Genomic DNA, 15,098 nt, shown 5'->3' on the forward strand with positions numbered 1-15,098 from the left:
CTCAATCACTAAAGGCTCTTTGTATTCTTAAAATCTCTGGCCCGGTAGTTGAGGAGCCAACGAGTATTCCATGGCTATTTGCCACCATTCCGCTTCTGATGAAAGCGCTTCCAAAGTTCACAGTTCCCACGTCTAGGTTAACCTTGAAAAATGAACTTAATGACTTAACCTCCTCCTCTGTCGCCTCAACATGAAGGAGACCTCCCTTGGATGTGACAACTCCTGCTGACCCAACAACCAAAACTTGAGCAATAGTTCCTTTCCTTATCTCCTTAACGTTCAAGGCCTTACCAATGATGTTCATCTCAGCATCGGAAAATTCAGGATAGACCAGGGCCGCATTATCATTAGCCAAGATAACATTGCCGAGGGCAGTGGCTCTAACGTCAACTACTTCAATGTTTACGTCCTTAGCAACGCTCTTAATTGCGTTAATTTCAACGTCTCTGACGATCCTAGGAAGGAGAATGGTTTCATTATTTCCAGCTACAAATATCCCCGTCAGGAAACTGTCAGCGACGGTGGTCTCGATAAGTTCTGTATTAAGGTTCTCCTGTATTATGCTTTTGCTTTGCTTATCTAAATTGGTTGGGATAATGGTGTACTTATCATTTGTAAAAATGTAAACTCCGATGTTGTCGCTACCGAATATGCTAAATCTTTGTAGATTCATTAAGGCTTCACTGCTAGCTTCACAAGAAAAGTCTTTTCTCCTATCTTAGTGACTACCACTCTCACTCTTCTCGCTATTTTATCCTTAGAGTTTGAAGAGATATAGCTAAGTAGAAATGGATCTAGAATCACTTTTTCTGCACCAAAGTGCCTCGATACGGTCTCCCTTATCAGGTTGACCGCACCCTTGAACTTCTTTGGCCTTTTGGACTCGTGCGCTTTCCTTAAATTTATAACCATCTCAAAATTATCCTTCTGCTCCATGGTTTACACCTTAAGGTCGTTTCTTCTCCAGTTCCTTCTCTTTGGATTAAATCTAACTTCGCCGTTGGTCTTAAGAATGACCCAGGCTGGTACGGAGGAGTTTGACTTTAGTGCCTTGTTTAACCTCTTCTTTAGACCAGATGGTTTGTATCTGCTCATTTCCAACCCCTCTCCCTTATCTGGATCTTAAAGTCTCTCTTTGACTGACCCGCTATTTGGGATAAGATCTCCTTAAGCTCTTCGTCTGTAACAGGCACCCTTATCCTTCCGCTTTGAGCTAGGGCAATTAGCTGGTCCTCCAGCGATTCTGCTAGTTCTGGTTTGACTAACTTTACGTTACTTAGCCTCTGTCTTGCCTCTGGCGTCAAAATGGAACGAAGTAAAGCATCCTTCCTTGCCTCTAGTTCTGCTTTCCTTTGTCTCTCCTCAGCAGCCCTCCTGCTCTCTGTTTGAGCCCTTCTCCTTAGAAGTTCCTCAAGCTCTGGATCAGAATAGTCATCCTGCGACATTTATCCTCTCACTCCAAGTATTTCTTCAAAGCAGGATTATTGTTTGCTAGATCTATAAAGATTTCGTGAGCCATTTTATCTAAGAGAGACCTTCCCTTAGGTGTTAGGACCCTACCTTTCCTAGCTCCCCTTGTCTTAGCAACTAGGCCGGCCCTTTCCAGTTGCTGAAATATTAACCTAGTTGAGTGACCTGGGGCTCTGGCTGAAACTGGTGGCTTTGTTCCCCTTCTCTTAAGACCTCCATATAACCTAGTGGACTCAGAGACTCCAAAGTGCTCCAGAACGTAAAGTTTCCTGAGGATAGATGCTGCCCTCATATACCACCAGGACTGTGGGTCGTCCGGAATTCTCTCCTTGAAGGAGGCTGTCTTTGTGATGAGTGACCAATCTGGAGGTTGAACCTCACTAACATTATTCTTAATGTAATCTGATAATCTTTTGACCAGCAAGTCTGGCGGTACCATGTTAGCTGTGATCATATTAGATTCAGTAGTAGCTCTTCCTCAAGGTTTAAAAATTAACCTCATCAATATGGTCCCGTGAAGTTACATATAGCTACATCTCAGGAAATAAGGGAGGGAAAGATAACTGACATATATTTCGAAAGAACCTCAAGGGCGTTGGAGAAGGCTGGAATAACCGACGTGAAGGTTAGGATGGAGTTCCACTCTTACGGATTGCCGAAGGGCTACGAATGGGGAGTTTTTGCGGGTTTGGAGGAGGCACTGTACCTCTTGGAAGGTAGGAATGTAGATGTTTATGCAATGGATGAGGGAACATTGTTCAGGGAAATCGAGCCCGTCCTGGTAATAGAGGGGAACTATCTGGACTTTGGGATCTTGGAGACAGCACTTCTTGGCGTTTTAAGGCATGCCAGCAGTATTGCGACCAAGGCTGCTAGGATAAAGAGCCTTGCCATGGACAAGCAGGTCATATTTTTCGGTCTCAGATCAGTTCATCCAGCTATAGCGCCCATGGTTGATAGGTCGGCCTATATAGGCGGAATGGATGGAGTTTCAGGCGCATTTAGTGAGAGGGAATTGGGAGTTAAGCCCTCCGGTACCATGCCCCATGCGCTAATGCTTGCTGTGGGGGATAATGTAGAGGCTTGGAAGATATTTGATGCTGGCGTTGAATCTGACGTTCCGAGGATAATCCTAGTGGATACCTTTGAGGATGAAAGAACTGAGGCTCTCAAGGCAGCTCGACTTCTGGGCAAAAAGCTATACGGAATTAGACTCGATACTCCCTCAAGTAGGAGGGGGAACTTTAAGAAAATTATCCAGGAAGTTAGATGGACCCTTAACCTTCACGGCTTTACTGATGTAAAGATCATAGTGAGTGGAGGCTTAGATGAGGCTCAAGTAGTTGAGTTGCGGGACTACGTAGACGGCTTTGGGGTTGGGACAAGCGTTGCCTTCCCGGAGAGCGTGGACTTCAGTGCGGACATCGTTGAGAAATTTGTAGACGGGAAATGGATCCCCATCACAAAGAGGGGTAAGTGGCCTGGATTCAAGCAAGTGTATCGATGTGGAACGGAGGATCATATAGTTCCTTGGGGGAAGGAAATGGAATGCGAGCCTCTTCTCAAAAAGTATATGGAGAAAGGAAAACTAACTAGAAGCTTACCAACTCCTTCAGAGATAAGAGAAAAGGTCCTATCCCAGCTCAAGAAAATTTCAGTGCCCTCGCAACAGGAGAGATAGCTTACTCTATTACAACTTCTTTTAGGTTCTCTATACCTCTGTTGAACGCTATCTCAGCAATGGGTTCCATCCTTCTTATGGCATTATATAGTCTGAGGTTCAGGGTTCTAATTGCAGTTGCCACCTTGGGAGCGTTCATTCTCTGTATTCTTTCCTCAAGGATCAGAGCGTCGGAGAGAAGAACTCTTCTCAATGTCCTCAACTCTTCCAATGCCTCATTCACTAGTTTAATATCCTCCTTGTTCAAGACCTTAACTACGTGATCTATTACAACAGCGGTTTGATCTATGAGCATGTCCATCTTATCCCACGACATTTTGAGTAGGGCTAGATCCTCAGGATGCAAACTGAGTAAGTCATTGGCAGCTTCACTGATCTCATCAGCTGCTTCCTCCGCCGCCTTCATCAGTATCCTATTGCCCACAATTTGTATCCTCTTGACTCCTATCATGTAGGCGAGGCTCCTGTTCACTTGAGCCAGAAGTAATTGTCTGAGGGAAAGGTAATAGAGCCTATCAACTTCCTTTTCCAGTTCCACAACCTCCTGTAGGAAGGTTCTACTAGCCTCCCTGATTCCAAGGTTTAGGTAGTGTAGCATTTGCTTGAGCGTGTTGGTTAACCTGTTTATCAGGCTACCTATGTTGTACTTGGTTGGATCTAGAAATGATTGTATCTGGATGCTAGTTACATCCTGTGAAACTATCTCTAGGCCTATTAAACTCCTGGCTGTCTCCTTTATCTTTCTCAGAAGGTCCTCATTAAACGGTCCATTAGTTGTCTCTATTAGTATTCTGTCGAATCCTAGAATATATAAACTGTAAATTATCCTGGTTACAAGTTCAGGTGAAGTTGTTACTGAGATCTTCACCTTCATTTCCCTTGGGGCATTCTCTGTCTTCAGGTTCGGTGGGTAAACCTTCAGACTGCCATCCTCATCTACCTCAAGGTAAATACTCTCTCCTGGGTTAAGGCTGACTTCCTTTACCCAATCAGCAGGAAGTGAAACCATAAGGGTAGATTTCCCGAATTTTTGAACTCTTCTAACTTCCATATAACTCTCTATATAGTTCAAGAGTATATAAAAGTAATTTAAACTGAGTCTATACTGTTTTGATCACTGGTATAATGCCAAAACTTTTGGTGAATATTTTTTCTTCTCCCCAGGAAGGTATGATTCTAATGCCGTATGGTCTCTTTTTCAAGAAATGAATAACCATCAAATCTTTAATAAGATCGGTATAAAGTTTCAAGTCATATTCTATTCCAGCCATATCCAGTCCGGCGACACAGGCAGTGCTCATGGCGACTAGGTGAGTCAACGTGATTTTACCCTCAAGTACTCTGTTTCTCAAGATATCGTCTTCCGCCACGGGAAGCATTAGTTCTGAGAAGCCAAGTGGCTCGATACCTGCTTCCACGGAGCTTGCCAATATCTCGTTATTTAGCTCCCTAATTAGCGAGAGCGAACCTGGGGAAAACAGTTCTTTTCCCAGTCTTGATTCAATAAGTTCCCCCACGCTCTCCTCCATCCAAGGTGAGATAGAGGGGTCAATCCCAAGGAAACGTAGTCCGACGTCCTTCTCAACCTTTTCTCCTATCTCTTTGGCCTTGATCAGGGAGGTGGTCATCTCGCCCTTCATGATTTCGTTAACGTATATCAGAGATACTGCAAAGCCAGTGTGAACTCCATCTCCAGACGAGGTTGGGTAATATGGACTCAGGAGAAACTCCTCATTGAGAAGAATGGCGAACCTAGTCGCCTGTTCAGGTTCCAGTCTAGACATCATCTTAACAATGGGGGAGACGTTGTCCCGATTTGTAAGGAGAACATGAACGAACGTGTTGTTAGAGGTACTCAAAACATCTGGGATCTGTGATATTCTAGGATCGTTGTCCCTAAGTCCTCCCAATGAATAAAGAATGTCTCCCTGAGGTAAAATATCAACTACCTTGTCCAAGGAGATGTCCTTAGGAGATTGAGGAAGCGTTAATCTCTTGGAAAAAGCGTCAATCTTTATTGAGGTTAGCTTATGTACATTCTCTTCCACCATCTCACGTGATATCTTGTTCAAGAAAGCCGTGAAGGCTCTAATCCTCATGACTAATGCTTCTGTTGGATCAAAATAAATCTATCAAGTTTCGGTGAGGTGTCTATTCAAAATTAGGGTTGCTAGCTTCAAGGGATTATGAAGAGGGTAAAGGGAATCTCAGGAATAATATCAAGCCTAATTTTGGTAATTATCTTTGTATCCGCAGTAAGTGTAATTCTATATATACAGAACTCCACCTTTAAGGGTATTTCTTACGTTGCGTCCCATCTCGATAATGCGCCAGCGTCAATAGTACAGCTACCTGGAGGCCAGGTTTATTCCAATAATCCAGTTAACATATCATACGTGATATTTCCTAACGGGCAATTTGAAAAAATCAACATTAGAATTGGGTCTCAACCTAGGTCAATTAGCTCCTTGCTGGGAGGTTACGGCTGGCTCCTTGTCGTCACAGATCAAGGACAAGTCTTTAACATCTCTAACATTGCGGAGTCGGTGGGCAGTTCGCAGTCGATATATCCGTGGCTTCCTTCAGGATCTTTAGTAGGCGGATATTCCTACCAATATGAGGGTAAAGTATACTACTACATACCTGGGCAGTATGACATAGGCTCCATAATACCCTCATCCTTTCAGGGTTATGTTTCCTCATCTTTCACTGGATTCGATCCAGAGATGACTCAAGGTTTCACCTATACTTACCCTAATCACTATCTCTATGGGTACATCTATAACTCCTCGATTCTCTTCCCGTTCTATAATGGATCATCAATAGAATTACAATATTCTTGGACACTTGGTAGGATATGGGAAACGGGATGGTATAGCAACCCTTACGAGTCTGGACCCATCAATGGTTACCTTGACTTAGGCTACGCTACCCTTCCTTTATCCCTTGTAATATATACCCCACAACAGACACAAGTGATATGGATAGAGTATCATAGTTACCCTGTATCATTTCTAACTCCCTTAGCCTTTGTGGCTGCTTTCTCACCGGCTAATGTCATGGACAATCCTAATATAGGATACTATACGGTAAAGATCAACTCCATTACCGCAACCTCTCACGCCCAGTCATTTACTGGGAGTGCGGACATGTCCATCCAGGATACGCCAGAGGGTATAGAGATTCTAATAAACGGCCAACCTTTGATGTTTAACACAGTAGTTGGAAACGGGGTTGAGGAATTCGATACCCCATTTATACCTGGACATCTCCTGCATGGGGAGGCCATACTGAACCTCCCTGCTGGAGAGGAAGCGTCGTGCGGAAACTACGTTGTGACAAACGATCCGGGATCTCTTTCCAACGGTCCTTATACAGTGGTCTTGCTGAGCAAACTCAGTGTTTCTAACGGTACTCCTGTGGATGGACCTGTTGGGTCAGTATTTCAAGTGGGTGGTGGAGGAATAACTCTGGTAAATACTAACATCTTTTGCTGGAACACAGAGGGCACCATATATTTCTACAAAGTTAATGTAACCTTAGACTCAACCTATCCCTCAGTAGTTTATGCCGAATCTGTTAACCTCAATGGAAATCAGTATTACACTGGTTATTGGTCTTACTTTTCACCATACGAGCAGAGGCTTGCAATTTATCCAGGCATCCATAACTATACGTTCTACTTTGGGACGATTTATTCCTATGTTGCCCCAGGAGGTCATCTAGTTACGCCATCTCTAAACCAAGGACAACTCTACTCCGCTTCCTTGCCCTTGTCCAGTGGAGGTGAGTTATACCTAAGCCTCAAGGCGTACTAGTATCGTGGCACTCCGGCTTTTATCGTGTTACACTCAAGTACTTTCTTATGAAACTTCAGCTTGGTGAGCCACCCACTGATGCAGATCCCTTCATTTATTTCATGGAGTCACTAAAGTTTTCTGGTGCTGGTCAGGGAACAATAAAGCTATACTCAACCGCTATCCAGGACTTTTTACAGTTCGTCAAGAAGGATCCTAGGAATGTTACCACTCAGGACGTGATAGACTGGATCGGTTCCCTTAACTCCAGAAAGGGGAGATCGAGGGTAGTGGATAAAAGGGGCAGGTCGGCAACGATCAGAAGCTACGTAATCGCGGTGAGAAGATTTCTGAAGTGGCTGGGGGTAAACGTGAAACCTCCTGTGCCCAGAATAAGGAGCCCTGAAAGGGTGGCCTTGAGAGAGGAAGATATTATGGCTCTTCTCTCGGCCTGCAGGAGGTTGAGGGACAAGGTCATAGTTTCACTCTTGGTGGACACTGGTCTTCGTTCCTCTGAGCTACTCTCGTTGAGGAGAAGCGACGTAGATCTGGAAAGAATGCTCATTAGGGTTCGAGAGACCAAGAACGGAGAGGAAAGGATAGTCTTCTTCACCTCTAGAACGGCAACCCTACTTAGGCAATACTTAAGGAAGACCCAAGATAAGGAAAGTGATAACGCTCCCTTGTTTAACCTCTCTTACCAAGCATTGTACAAGCTCATAAAGAGGCTTGGCAGGAAGACCGGGTTAACCTGGTTGAGGCCACATATACTCCGTCACACATTTGCCACCAACGCCATAAGGAGAGGAGTTCCACTTCCTGCAGTGCAGAGGTTAATGGGACACAAGGATATCAAAACTACGCAAATCTACACGCACTTGGTCACAGAGGACCTAGAGAACGCCTACAGGAGAGCCTTTGAGACTTAGGCCTTATGTTCTCCTAGCATTATTAATAGTTCTTCAACGTATTCCATTGCGTTCGCCTCAATCATGTGAATCTCCTCTTCGGTAAGTTTTCTAACTACTCTGGCTGGCACTCCCAGGACCAAGCTATTGGAGGGTATCTCCTTTCCCTCCGTCACTACCGCACCTGCTCCAATGATAACGTTATCCCCTATCTTGGCCCCGTTTAGGAGGATAGCCCCCATTCCCACTATGACGTTGTTACCTATTCTTGCCCCGTGAACCACGGCGTTATGGCCTACGCTCACCAAGTCGCCAATCTCTATCTTGTATCCCTTGTCCGTATGAAGGGAACAGTTCTCTTGGATGTTTGTTCTTTTTCCAATTGATATACTGTCATTGTCGCCCCTTATAACAGCGTAATGCCACACGCTAGTTAGTTCCCCTATTGTTACATCCCCTATAACATAAGATGTGGGGTGAAGGTAGACCTTAGGAGATATCCTTGGTTTCTTACCTAGGAACTCTTCAGTGGGCATACTCACCTTTTGATCAACTTTGCTATAAAGAAACCGGTCATCTGATGCACGTTGGGGTGAAACCTGATCATGAACTCTATCTCGAAGCGCGGATCTGTAACTACTTCTTCGTTTTCGGCTAAAGTTGTGGTACACGTCGAGTAGATGACCGTTCCTCCCGCCTTCAGTATTTTGTACGCCGAGTTAAGAAATTGCTTCTGATAGGAGGAGAAGTTTTGTATGTCCTCCTTGGTCTTTCTGTCAAAGATTTTCGGTCTAACACCTAGGGCAGAACAGGGTGGATCGATCATAACCTTGTCCACGTTCCTGATACCCAGATCCTCGTACAGATATCTGGAGTCAGCCACATACACGTTCACATTCATCTTTAGGATATCCAGAATATTTCTTAATTTATCTATCTTTTTTCTTGTATGGTCAAATCCCATGATTTTTGCCTTAGGTTGTAGCTGATAAACATGGGTGAGTTTCCCTCCCGGATACGCATTCATATCAACTATTATTTCGTCAGGCCTCGGATCCAGAAGCTTGGCAACGTACATTGAGGCTTTCCCTTGAGAGATCGCCAACCCCCTCTTTACCACATCAAGTTCCGCAACCTTTATCGACGAGTACAGGGACTCAGTGACCTCTACTGTCATGTTATCTCTCCTTAGAATCCCGTTGGCCACATGGTATCCTGTCTCCGACACAACAGAAACCCTAGAGCCATTCCCCTCGATCCTCTTTATTCCAGGTTTGTACACGTTGGAACCTAGCATTGCGCTTTCGGCCGTCTTCTTATCAACCACTACCTTGGTATCGTACATTTCAAGGAAGTTTGGTCCCCTCACCTCAACGAAATAGGCTTCCTCAAAGTCCTCATCCTGCTTGAAGTCACGGAGTTCTTCTTTCAATTCTTCTTTTCTCAACGTGTTGAGCCTGATGTAGAGTCTAGGATTTGGCTTTCCCAGAGATTCTAGGTACTCGTTGACCGAACTCCCGTATACCCTCCTCAACTCTTCCATCACGAATTCGTCATATATCAGTTCAGGACCATTCAACCTCTGCACCTCTATTATTGGGCTCGGTTACCCATCCTCCGAATCTGGATACTAGTTCCTCTCCTTCCCTCCTAGAGGAAACAAAGGTGAAAATGGCAGGCCCAAATGACGAGAGGCCTGAGGGAAATCCCATTTTGTAAAGTCTTATCATGTACTCCCTAACGGTATCAGTCTGAAGACTTACCTCCACCTTTTTAAAACCTAAACCCTGTATCTTCCAAAGTCCCTCCAAAGCACCCGACAGGTCCCTCTCAACCACAGATGGAATGAACTCCATGAGGACAACCCTAGCTAACTCATCAAACCCTGAGGCATTTTGCCTGAAAGCCTTGATCTCCTCTGCTCCAAATATCCTTTTGCCCGAAGGAATATTGACGTAAATATACCAAGGGAAGTTCACCCTGAGTAATAAGGGGGGAGGAGGAGCACTTGAGTAGTCAGAGGGTAAGGGCGAGTCTTTAACCCTGGTAGAATGCCCTCCATCCACCACGAACCCTCCCCTATCAAAGAGATGTACTCCAACACCAGAAGTTCCGCCTCTTCCAACCAACCTGGCCAGTTCGTACGAGTTTCTCTTCTCGAAATTGAGCTCTGATGCCATTTTGGCCACGGAAAGGTAGTACTGTGTAGTATGTCCAAGCCCCACATGCGCTTCATAATCTTCCTCGACGCAAATCGACGTCTCAATCTTTCCTACCTTTACCTCCTTACATTTACCTGAGTTCACCACTATCCTGGGATATTTCAGCGCGACTCCCATACCTCCATCAATTCTTCCATGCTTTCCCTCTAAGTCGAAGAGAGTGATGTGAATTCTCGAAAGACCCCTGATTGTTAGCATCCTTGAAGATCAGGGAGAGAGAAAAATCTTAAACCCTTCCTTTATCGTTCCTGTGAGGATGCGTTCACAATATAGGATTAAGTTACGCTCGCCTAGGAACTGACAAGATAGGTTGTACCACGATTGTGTTTAGAACAAGCGTGACTCAAAGGCTAGAATTAAAAAGCTATTCGGAGAGAATGAAAGTAGATCCCAATGAGTATCGCAAAGCTCCTTGAGAAGTGGAGTAAAGTCAGACCCAATAGTTACCTCATACCTGGAGTAATGACCTATGAACAGGCTAGGGACAGGGTAGCTAGGCTTGCCTCTAAGATACCGGAACGTGGCGTTGTTGCACACTTTATGTTCAACTCAGCGGAATCGGTACTTTCCTACATTGCTGGGTTTTGGGCAGGTACTAAAGTGGTGGCAATAGATCCTTTGACCTCAGCGGAGGACCTTAGGTTCATCCTAGAGGACAGCTCTCCAGACATGATTCTAGTTGATCAGGAAACCTTGAGTAGGGAGAAGGAAGTACTCAAGGATTTCAAGGCAGTAATACCATCCTTTGAGGGCGAAGTTAAGGAGAGACCTGAGGAGTACAACGATAACATCCCGGGTCTATCCTACTACTACGCGGGGATAGCCGGGAGAACGATGGAGGTTATTCATAGCGGATCCAGGGTTGAGTTCAATGATAGAGTTCTTTACGAGTCAATTGGACTTTCTCGTATTTCAACCATTCTCACTGTTCCCATAGCACACGTCCTAGGAAATAGCGTCCTAGGTGTAACGCTTGAGGCTGGAGGACAGCTTATACCAATCAAGAAGTTCGATCCCGTGCAGGCTAGCGAAATGATCAACATGAATGACGTCAATTTCCTGGCAACCGTTCCCATGGTTTATGACTCCCTCATAGAGAAGGGGCATGGTTTACAATCCCTTGAAGTTTGCATAAGCACTGCTGCGCCTCTCTTTCCCAATACAGTCAAGGGATTCAAGGAAAAGTTCGGCAAGGACATTATTCAGCAATACGGTTTCACCGAGGGATTGGTTCTTACGCTCCAACCTAGGGACATCACAGAGATAATAACCATCGGGAAGCCCCTCAAACACGTGGATATCAAGGTGGTCAAGGAGGACGGTAAGGATGCAATGCCTGGAGAGGTTGGCGAGTTGTGGGTTAAGGCGCCTTGGCTCATGCTTGGATACAAGGACACTAAGGAGAACGACCGTGTCTGGTATAATGGTTGGCTTAAAACTGGAGATTTAGTATCCATTGACGAACGTGGTCTGCTTTTCTTTAAGGGCGTGAAGAAAAGGATGCTCAAATACAAGGGCTATCCAATATTTCCCAGGGATCTTGAGTCTATTCTTCTGACTCATCCAGCGGTGGAGAAAGCTGAAGTTGTTGGAGAAGATGCGGGCAACCTAGGACAGGAACCGGTCGCCAAGGTCACATTAAGGAAGAAGGTGAGCGAACAGGAGCTTCTAGATTACGTTAACTCGAAGGTAGCATTTTATAAGAAGTTAAAGAGAATCTACATAGTGAACAAACTTGAGTGAACTTGAACAGTTAGCTAAGGAGATTTCAGAGAGATTGAATAAGAAGGCGTTGTCCCTAGAGAGGAGGACCGAGGAAAAGATAGTGGCCATAACGGATGACGGCCTGGAAGAGGTACTTTCCAAGAATAAGGTTGTAGTTATAGACTTCTGGGCACAATGGTGTGCTCCCTGTCATCTTTATGAGCCCGTGTTCAAGAGAGTGGCCTCAAAGTACAGCGACAAGGCACTATTTGGAAGGTTAAACGTCGATGAGAATCCAAAGACTGCAGATAAGTTCGGGATAATGAACATACCTACCACTCTCATTCTGGTGGATGGTCAAGTTAAGGAAACCCTTGTGGGGGCGGTGGACGAAGACACCTTGGAGAACGCTTTAAAGAAATACATTTAGTCTCTACTCATTGTAGGATTATTCAATAAAGATTTTTACCTCTTTCTTACTAATTAAGTGTAAAATGATAGATGTTATGGTGACTAAGAGACTTGGAAATTTTACTTTAAATGCACAATTAAATGATCAGGGCACCATTTGTGTAACTGGTCCCAATGGATCTGGTAAATCTACCCTATTGAACATTATTGCTGGTTTCATCAAACCTGATAAGGGTTATGTGAAGTTGTATGGAAAAGACGTAACCCAGCTTCCTCCTGAAAAGAGAGGGATAGTCTTAGTTACTCAAGACTCCTTCATCCCCTCCATGAAAGTTGACGATCATTTACGTTTTGGCCTTAAACTCAGCACTTCTCCAGTAACAGACGCTGAACTTGAGAAAATTAAGAGCCAGTTTTCCATTAACTTCACTGGCAAGGTCAGACAGCTAAGTCTAGGTCAAAGGGAGAGGGTCTCAATAGTGACGGCTATATTAAGAAGGCCACATTTGCTCTTGCTGGACGAGGCAATGGCAAATATTAGCGACAAAGAGATTTTTCTTAAGAACCTCATCGATATAAGAAAGTCCTTCGGTTTCGATTTGATCTTTACCACGCAGGACGTTTCGGACTCTAATTATGCAGACCATCACTATGTGATGAGCAATGGTTCTCTCTTGAAAAGATTCTAGTTTCTTGCTTTATAGATTACGGTAGAACATGAGTACTTTTCAATTTAGAATTTAAGTTCCTGAATTCTTTTTATTATAAATACAAACAGACTTTTATACCCAGCTAATTATGCCAAATACATGCCTAAGACACCTGAAGAAGCCGTAGAATACGTAAAACAGAATAAGGTAGAATGGATAGACTTACAGTTTACCGACCTACCCGGAAGGCTACAGCATGTTACTATACCCGCCTCCGATTTCACGGTCGAGGAGATAAAGAACGGTTTCGGTAAGCTTGATGGAAGTAGCATCAAGGGTTTCACCACAATATACGAAAGCGATATGGTTCTTTCACCTGTCCTAGAGAGTCTGGTTGCTTTACCATGGTCCCCTTCAGTGGCGAGAGTTTTAACTAAAGTGTACTGGGGAGGTGGAAAGGGAAGATTTGAGAGGGATCCTAGATACGTTGCAGAGACTGCGGAGAGCGTCTTATCAGGTGAAGGTTACATTTCCTATTATGGGCCTGAGCTAGAGTTCTTCCTATTTGACCGTGTTGATGTGGACGTTAAGACCCCTCAACAGGGTACAGGTTACAAGATAACCGCTAGAGAGGCTCCATGGAACGGTGGTGGAGGCTACATCATCAGATACAAGGAAGGTTACTATCCAGCTCCGCCAGTGGATCAGCTCATGGATGTAAGGTTAGATATCATCCAGACCCTTACTAAGTACTTTGGCTTTACAATTGAGGCAGCACATCATGAAGTAGCTACTGCAGGTCAAGGAGAGATAGATTTCAGATTCTCGACAATGGTTGATGCTGCCGATAAGCTGCAAACCTTGAAGTATGTTATCAGAAACGTAGCCGCTAAATACGGTCTCGTTGCGACGTTTATGCCAAAGCCCATGTTTGGCGATAATGGAACAGGAATGCACACTCACTTTAGCCTGTGGACCAAGAATGGTAAGAACTTAATGTATGACCCCAATGACGAATATGCGGAGCTTAGCCAGTTCGGGAGATATGTAATAGGCGGAATTTTATCTCATGCAAGATCGTTATCGGCCATAGTCTCTCCCACTGTTAACAGTTATAGAAGGCTAATTCCTGGATTTGAGGCTCCTGTCTACGTTGCATGGAGTAAGGGTAATAGGAGCGCCGTGATAAGGGTTCCATCGTACTACAAGGGGATGGAGAAAGCCAAGAGGATAGAGTACAGGGCTCCCGATCCCTCAACCAATCCTTACTTAGCCTTCGCTGCCATAGCTGCTGCAGCATTGGACGGAGTGAAGAAGAAGATCGATCCCGGTAACCCTGTAGATACTAACATTTATCATCTAACTCCTGAAAAGAGAAAGGAGCTGGGGATCAAAGAGTTACCACGCTCGCTAGACGAAGCATTGGATGAGCTAGAATCTGATACTGAGTTCCTAAAACCAATCTTCAACTCGTCTATACTGGAGACTTATATAGACTTGAAGAGGGAGGAAAGCAGAACTCTTCAGATGTACCCACATCCAATGGAAATATACTATTACCTGGATGTGTAATTTCTTTTATTTCTTTATATGGTTTTATTTATTCTATTTTCTTTTATTTAGGCTAGCCCAACCTAAATCCTCTTCTGTTTGACACCTCTAGCATTCTAAATACATGGTTTCTTAGAGCTCTATTCGTCTTGAATACTCCTCTGCTAGCTATTGACAGCAACTTAGCTTCCTTATCCTTGACTCCTCTAACGTAAGAGCACATGTGAACCGCATCTCCTATCACTATTACACCCTTTGGATGTAGATCGCTCTGCATTAAGGCATCTGCAATTTCACTAACTAACCTCTCCTGGATCTGCGGTTTAGAGGCGTAATAGTTCACAATCCTTATTATCTTACTAAATCCAGCAACCTTACCCTCCTCACCGACTACGTAGGCAACATGTATTTTCCCAACAAAGGGTAAAAGATGGTGTTCGCATAGGGAGGAGAACTGAATATCTGAGGCTAATACTATCTGGTCCTCCTCATATGTCACTCCATCCTCTCCTAGCTTGAACACCTTTATTTCCGGCTGATGAGTCCTCAGGGCGGAAGTCATCTCTAGAAATGCTCTGGCTACTCTGTTTGGTGTCTCAACCAATCCTTCTCTATCAGGATTTTCCCCCAGAAGTTCTAGAATTTCTCTAACTCTCTTAGCTATTTCTTCCTCTAGTTTTTCTTTGCTTAATGAAGTTTCCATG

Annotated in this window: 18 protein-coding genes; 7 read left to right on the forward strand and 11 right to left on the reverse strand. The window is 44.4% G+C overall.

Annotated elements, in window-relative coordinates; all coding sequences use genetic code 11:
• Position 1: 1 nt before the first annotated feature.
• From ACI49J_RS03275 to ACI49J_RS03295, 5 genes are read right to left on the reverse strand one after another with little or no spacing between them, the layout of a single operon-like run.
• Complete coding sequence (locus ACI49J_RS03275; RefSeq protein ID WP_012021570.1) at positions 2–673, reverse strand: translation initiation factor IF-6; 672 nt, start codon at positions 671–673, stop codon at positions 2–4.
• Positions 673–936, reverse strand: a complete 264-nt coding sequence (locus ACI49J_RS03280; RefSeq protein ID WP_240252527.1) for a 50S ribosomal protein L31e — start codon at positions 934–936, stop codon at positions 673–675. The genes ACI49J_RS03275 and ACI49J_RS03280 overlap by 1 nt, the downstream gene beginning before the upstream one ends.
• Positions 937–939: 3 nt before the next feature.
• Positions 940–1,095 carry a 50S ribosomal protein L39e gene (locus ACI49J_RS03285; RefSeq protein WP_012021568.1) on the reverse strand — a complete coding sequence of 52 codons (156 nt, stop codon included), beginning with the start codon at positions 1,093–1,095 and terminating at the stop codon, positions 940–942.
• Positions 1,092–1,445 (reverse strand): DNA-binding protein, encoded by a 354-nt coding sequence (locus ACI49J_RS03290; RefSeq protein ID WP_012021567.1) that lies wholly within the window; start codon positions 1,443–1,445, stop codon positions 1,092–1,094. The genes ACI49J_RS03285 and ACI49J_RS03290 overlap by 4 nt, the downstream gene beginning before the upstream one ends.
• Before the next feature lie 8 nt (positions 1,446–1,453).
• Positions 1,454–1,924 carry a 30S ribosomal protein S19e gene (locus tag ACI49J_RS03295; protein ID WP_012021566.1) on the reverse strand — a complete coding sequence of 157 codons (471 nt, stop codon included), beginning with the start codon at positions 1,922–1,924 and terminating at the stop codon, positions 1,454–1,456.
• Positions 1,925–1,984: 60 nt separating this feature from the next.
• On the opposite strand from ACI49J_RS03295, the gene ACI49J_RS03300 reads away from it, so the two are divergent.
• On the forward strand, positions 1,985–3,151 hold the full coding sequence (locus tag ACI49J_RS03300) for a nicotinate phosphoribosyltransferase (protein WP_240252528.1): 1,167 nt from the start codon (positions 1,985–1,987) through the stop codon (positions 3,149–3,151).
• A gap of 1 nt (position 3,152) precedes the next feature.
• On the opposite strand, the gene ACI49J_RS03305 is transcribed toward ACI49J_RS03300, so the two are convergent.
• Positions 3,153–4,202, reverse strand: coding sequence for a phosphate uptake regulator PhoU (locus ACI49J_RS03305; protein ID WP_012021564.1), 1,050 nt, complete (start codon positions 4,200–4,202; stop codon positions 3,153–3,155).
• 49 nt (positions 4,203–4,251) lie between these two features.
• Positions 4,252–5,250, reverse strand: coding sequence for a DUF711 family protein (locus tag ACI49J_RS03310; protein WP_240252529.1), 999 nt, complete (start codon positions 5,248–5,250; stop codon positions 4,252–4,254).
• Positions 5,251–5,337: 87 nt separating this feature from the next.
• Here ACI49J_RS03310 and ACI49J_RS03315 point away from each other — a divergent pair, with 87 nt between their 5' ends.
• Both ACI49J_RS03315 and xerA read left to right on the forward strand, forming a co-directional pair.
• A complete protein-coding gene (locus ACI49J_RS03315) occupies positions 5,338–6,969 on the forward strand; it encodes a hypothetical protein (protein ID WP_240252530.1) in 1,632 nt (543 codons plus the stop codon).
• Positions 6,970–7,016: 47 nt separating this feature from the next.
• A complete protein-coding gene (gene xerA, locus ACI49J_RS03320) occupies positions 7,017–7,877 on the forward strand; it encodes a site-specific tyrosine recombinase/integron integrase (RefSeq protein ID WP_240252538.1) in 861 nt (286 codons plus the stop codon).
• Here the strand turns inward: xerA and ACI49J_RS03325 are convergent.
• Genes ACI49J_RS03325 through ACI49J_RS03335 form a run of 3 tightly spaced genes read right to left on the reverse strand, consistent with a single transcriptional unit; the run spans position 7,874 to position 10,276 of the window.
• The gene (locus ACI49J_RS03325) at positions 7,874–8,392 is read right to left on the reverse strand and encodes a DapH/DapD/GlmU-related protein (protein ID WP_240252540.1); all 519 of its coding nucleotides are present in this window, start codon (positions 8,390–8,392) and stop codon (positions 7,874–7,876) included. The two genes, xerA and ACI49J_RS03325, sit on opposite strands and share 4 nt — an antisense overlap.
• A 2-nt stretch (positions 8,393–8,394) precedes the next feature.
• Positions 8,395–9,390, reverse strand: a complete 996-nt coding sequence (locus ACI49J_RS03330; RefSeq protein WP_240253471.1) for an RsmB/NOP family class I SAM-dependent RNA methyltransferase — start codon at positions 9,388–9,390, stop codon at positions 8,395–8,397.
• 31 nt (positions 9,391–9,421) lie between these two features.
• Positions 9,422–10,276: a beta-ribofuranosylaminobenzene 5'-phosphate synthase family protein gene (locus tag ACI49J_RS03335; RefSeq protein WP_240252542.1), complete on the reverse strand. Its 855-nt coding sequence runs from the start codon at positions 10,274–10,276 to the stop codon at positions 9,422–9,424.
• 195 nt (positions 10,277–10,471) lie between these two features.
• On the opposite strand from ACI49J_RS03335, the gene ACI49J_RS03340 reads away from it, so the two are divergent.
• From ACI49J_RS03340 to glnA, 4 genes are all read left to right on the forward strand, one after another.
• A complete protein-coding gene (locus ACI49J_RS03340; RefSeq protein ID WP_240252544.1) occupies positions 10,472–11,821 on the forward strand; it encodes a class I adenylate-forming enzyme family protein in 1,350 nt (449 codons plus the stop codon).
• Positions 11,814–12,212 carry a thioredoxin gene (gene trxA / locus ACI49J_RS03345; RefSeq protein WP_012021556.1) on the forward strand — a complete coding sequence of 133 codons (399 nt, stop codon included), beginning with the start codon at positions 11,814–11,816 and terminating at the stop codon, positions 12,210–12,212. Before ACI49J_RS03340 ends, trxA begins: the two co-directional genes overlap by 8 nt.
• A gap of 64 nt (positions 12,213–12,276) precedes the next feature.
• The gene (locus ACI49J_RS03350) at positions 12,277–12,882 is read left to right on the forward strand and encodes an ATP-binding cassette domain-containing protein (protein WP_240252550.1); all 606 of its coding nucleotides are present in this window, start codon (positions 12,277–12,279) and stop codon (positions 12,880–12,882) included.
• Positions 12,883–13,002: 120 nt separating this feature from the next.
• Positions 13,003–14,415, forward strand: coding sequence for a type I glutamate--ammonia ligase (gene glnA / locus ACI49J_RS03355; RefSeq protein ID WP_240252551.1), 1,413 nt, complete (start codon positions 13,003–13,005; stop codon positions 14,413–14,415).
• Positions 14,416–14,467: 52 nt separating this feature from the next.
• Here glnA and folE read toward each other — a convergent pair whose 3' ends face one another.
• Complete coding sequence (gene folE / locus ACI49J_RS03360) at positions 14,468–15,097, reverse strand: GTP cyclohydrolase I (RefSeq protein ID WP_012021553.1); 630 nt, start codon at positions 15,095–15,097, stop codon at positions 14,468–14,470.
• Between the last annotated feature and the right edge of the window lies 1 nt (position 15,098).

The organism is Metallosphaera sp. D4-4 (assembly GCF_046245145.1).
GTDB classification, from domain to species: domain Archaea; phylum Thermoproteota; class Thermoprotei_A; order Sulfolobales; family Sulfolobaceae; genus Metallosphaera; species Metallosphaera sedula.

What these genes read in the sequence shown, in the direction of transcription:
- ACI49J_RS03275 (WP_012021570.1), bottom strand. Translation starts at nt 673, where the DNA reads ATGAATCTACAAAGATTTAGCATATTCGGTAGCGACAACATCGGAGTT.
- ACI49J_RS03280 (WP_240252527.1), bottom strand. Translation starts at nt 936, where the DNA reads ATGGAGCAGAAGGATAATTTTGAGATGGTTATAAATTTAAGGAAAGCG.
- ACI49J_RS03285 (WP_012021568.1), bottom strand. Translation starts at nt 1,095, where the DNA reads ATGAGCAGATACAAACCATCTGGTCTAAAGAAGAGGTTAAACAAGGCA.
- ACI49J_RS03290 (WP_012021567.1), bottom strand. Translation starts at nt 1,445, where the DNA reads ATGTCGCAGGATGACTATTCTGATCCAGAGCTTGAGGAACTTCTAAGG.
- ACI49J_RS03295 (WP_012021566.1), bottom strand. Translation starts at nt 1,924, where the DNA reads ATGATCACAGCTAACATGGTACCGCCAGACTTGCTGGTCAAAAGATTA.
- ACI49J_RS03305 (WP_012021564.1), bottom strand. Translation starts at nt 4,202, where the DNA reads ATGGAAGTTAGAAGAGTTCAAAAATTCGGGAAATCTACCCTTATGGTT.
- ACI49J_RS03310 (WP_240252529.1), bottom strand. Translation starts at nt 5,250, where the DNA reads ATGAGGATTAGAGCCTTCACGGCTTTCTTGAACAAGATATCACGTGAG.
- ACI49J_RS03315 (WP_240252530.1), top strand. Translation starts at nt 5,338, where the DNA reads ATGAAGAGGGTAAAGGGAATCTCAGGAATAATATCAAGCCTAATTTTG.
- xerA (WP_240252538.1), top strand. Translation starts at nt 7,017, where the DNA reads ATGAAACTTCAGCTTGGTGAGCCACCCACTGATGCAGATCCCTTCATT.
- ACI49J_RS03325 (WP_240252540.1), bottom strand. Translation starts at nt 8,392, where the DNA reads ATGCCCACTGAAGAGTTCCTAGGTAAGAAACCAAGGATATCTCCTAAG.
- ACI49J_RS03335 (WP_240252542.1), bottom strand. Translation starts at nt 10,276, where the DNA reads ATGCTAACAATCAGGGGTCTTTCGAGAATTCACATCACTCTCTTCGAC.
- ACI49J_RS03340 (WP_240252544.1), top strand. Translation starts at nt 10,472, where the DNA reads ATGAGTATCGCAAAGCTCCTTGAGAAGTGGAGTAAAGTCAGACCCAAT.
- ACI49J_RS03350 (WP_240252550.1), top strand. Translation starts at nt 12,277, where the DNA reads ATGATAGATGTTATGGTGACTAAGAGACTTGGAAATTTTACTTTAAAT.
- glnA (WP_240252551.1), top strand. Translation starts at nt 13,003, where the DNA reads ATGCCTAAGACACCTGAAGAAGCCGTAGAATACGTAAAACAGAATAAG.
- folE (WP_012021553.1), bottom strand. Translation starts at nt 15,097, where the DNA reads ATGGAAACTTCATTAAGCAAAGAAAAACTAGAGGAAGAAATAGCTAAG.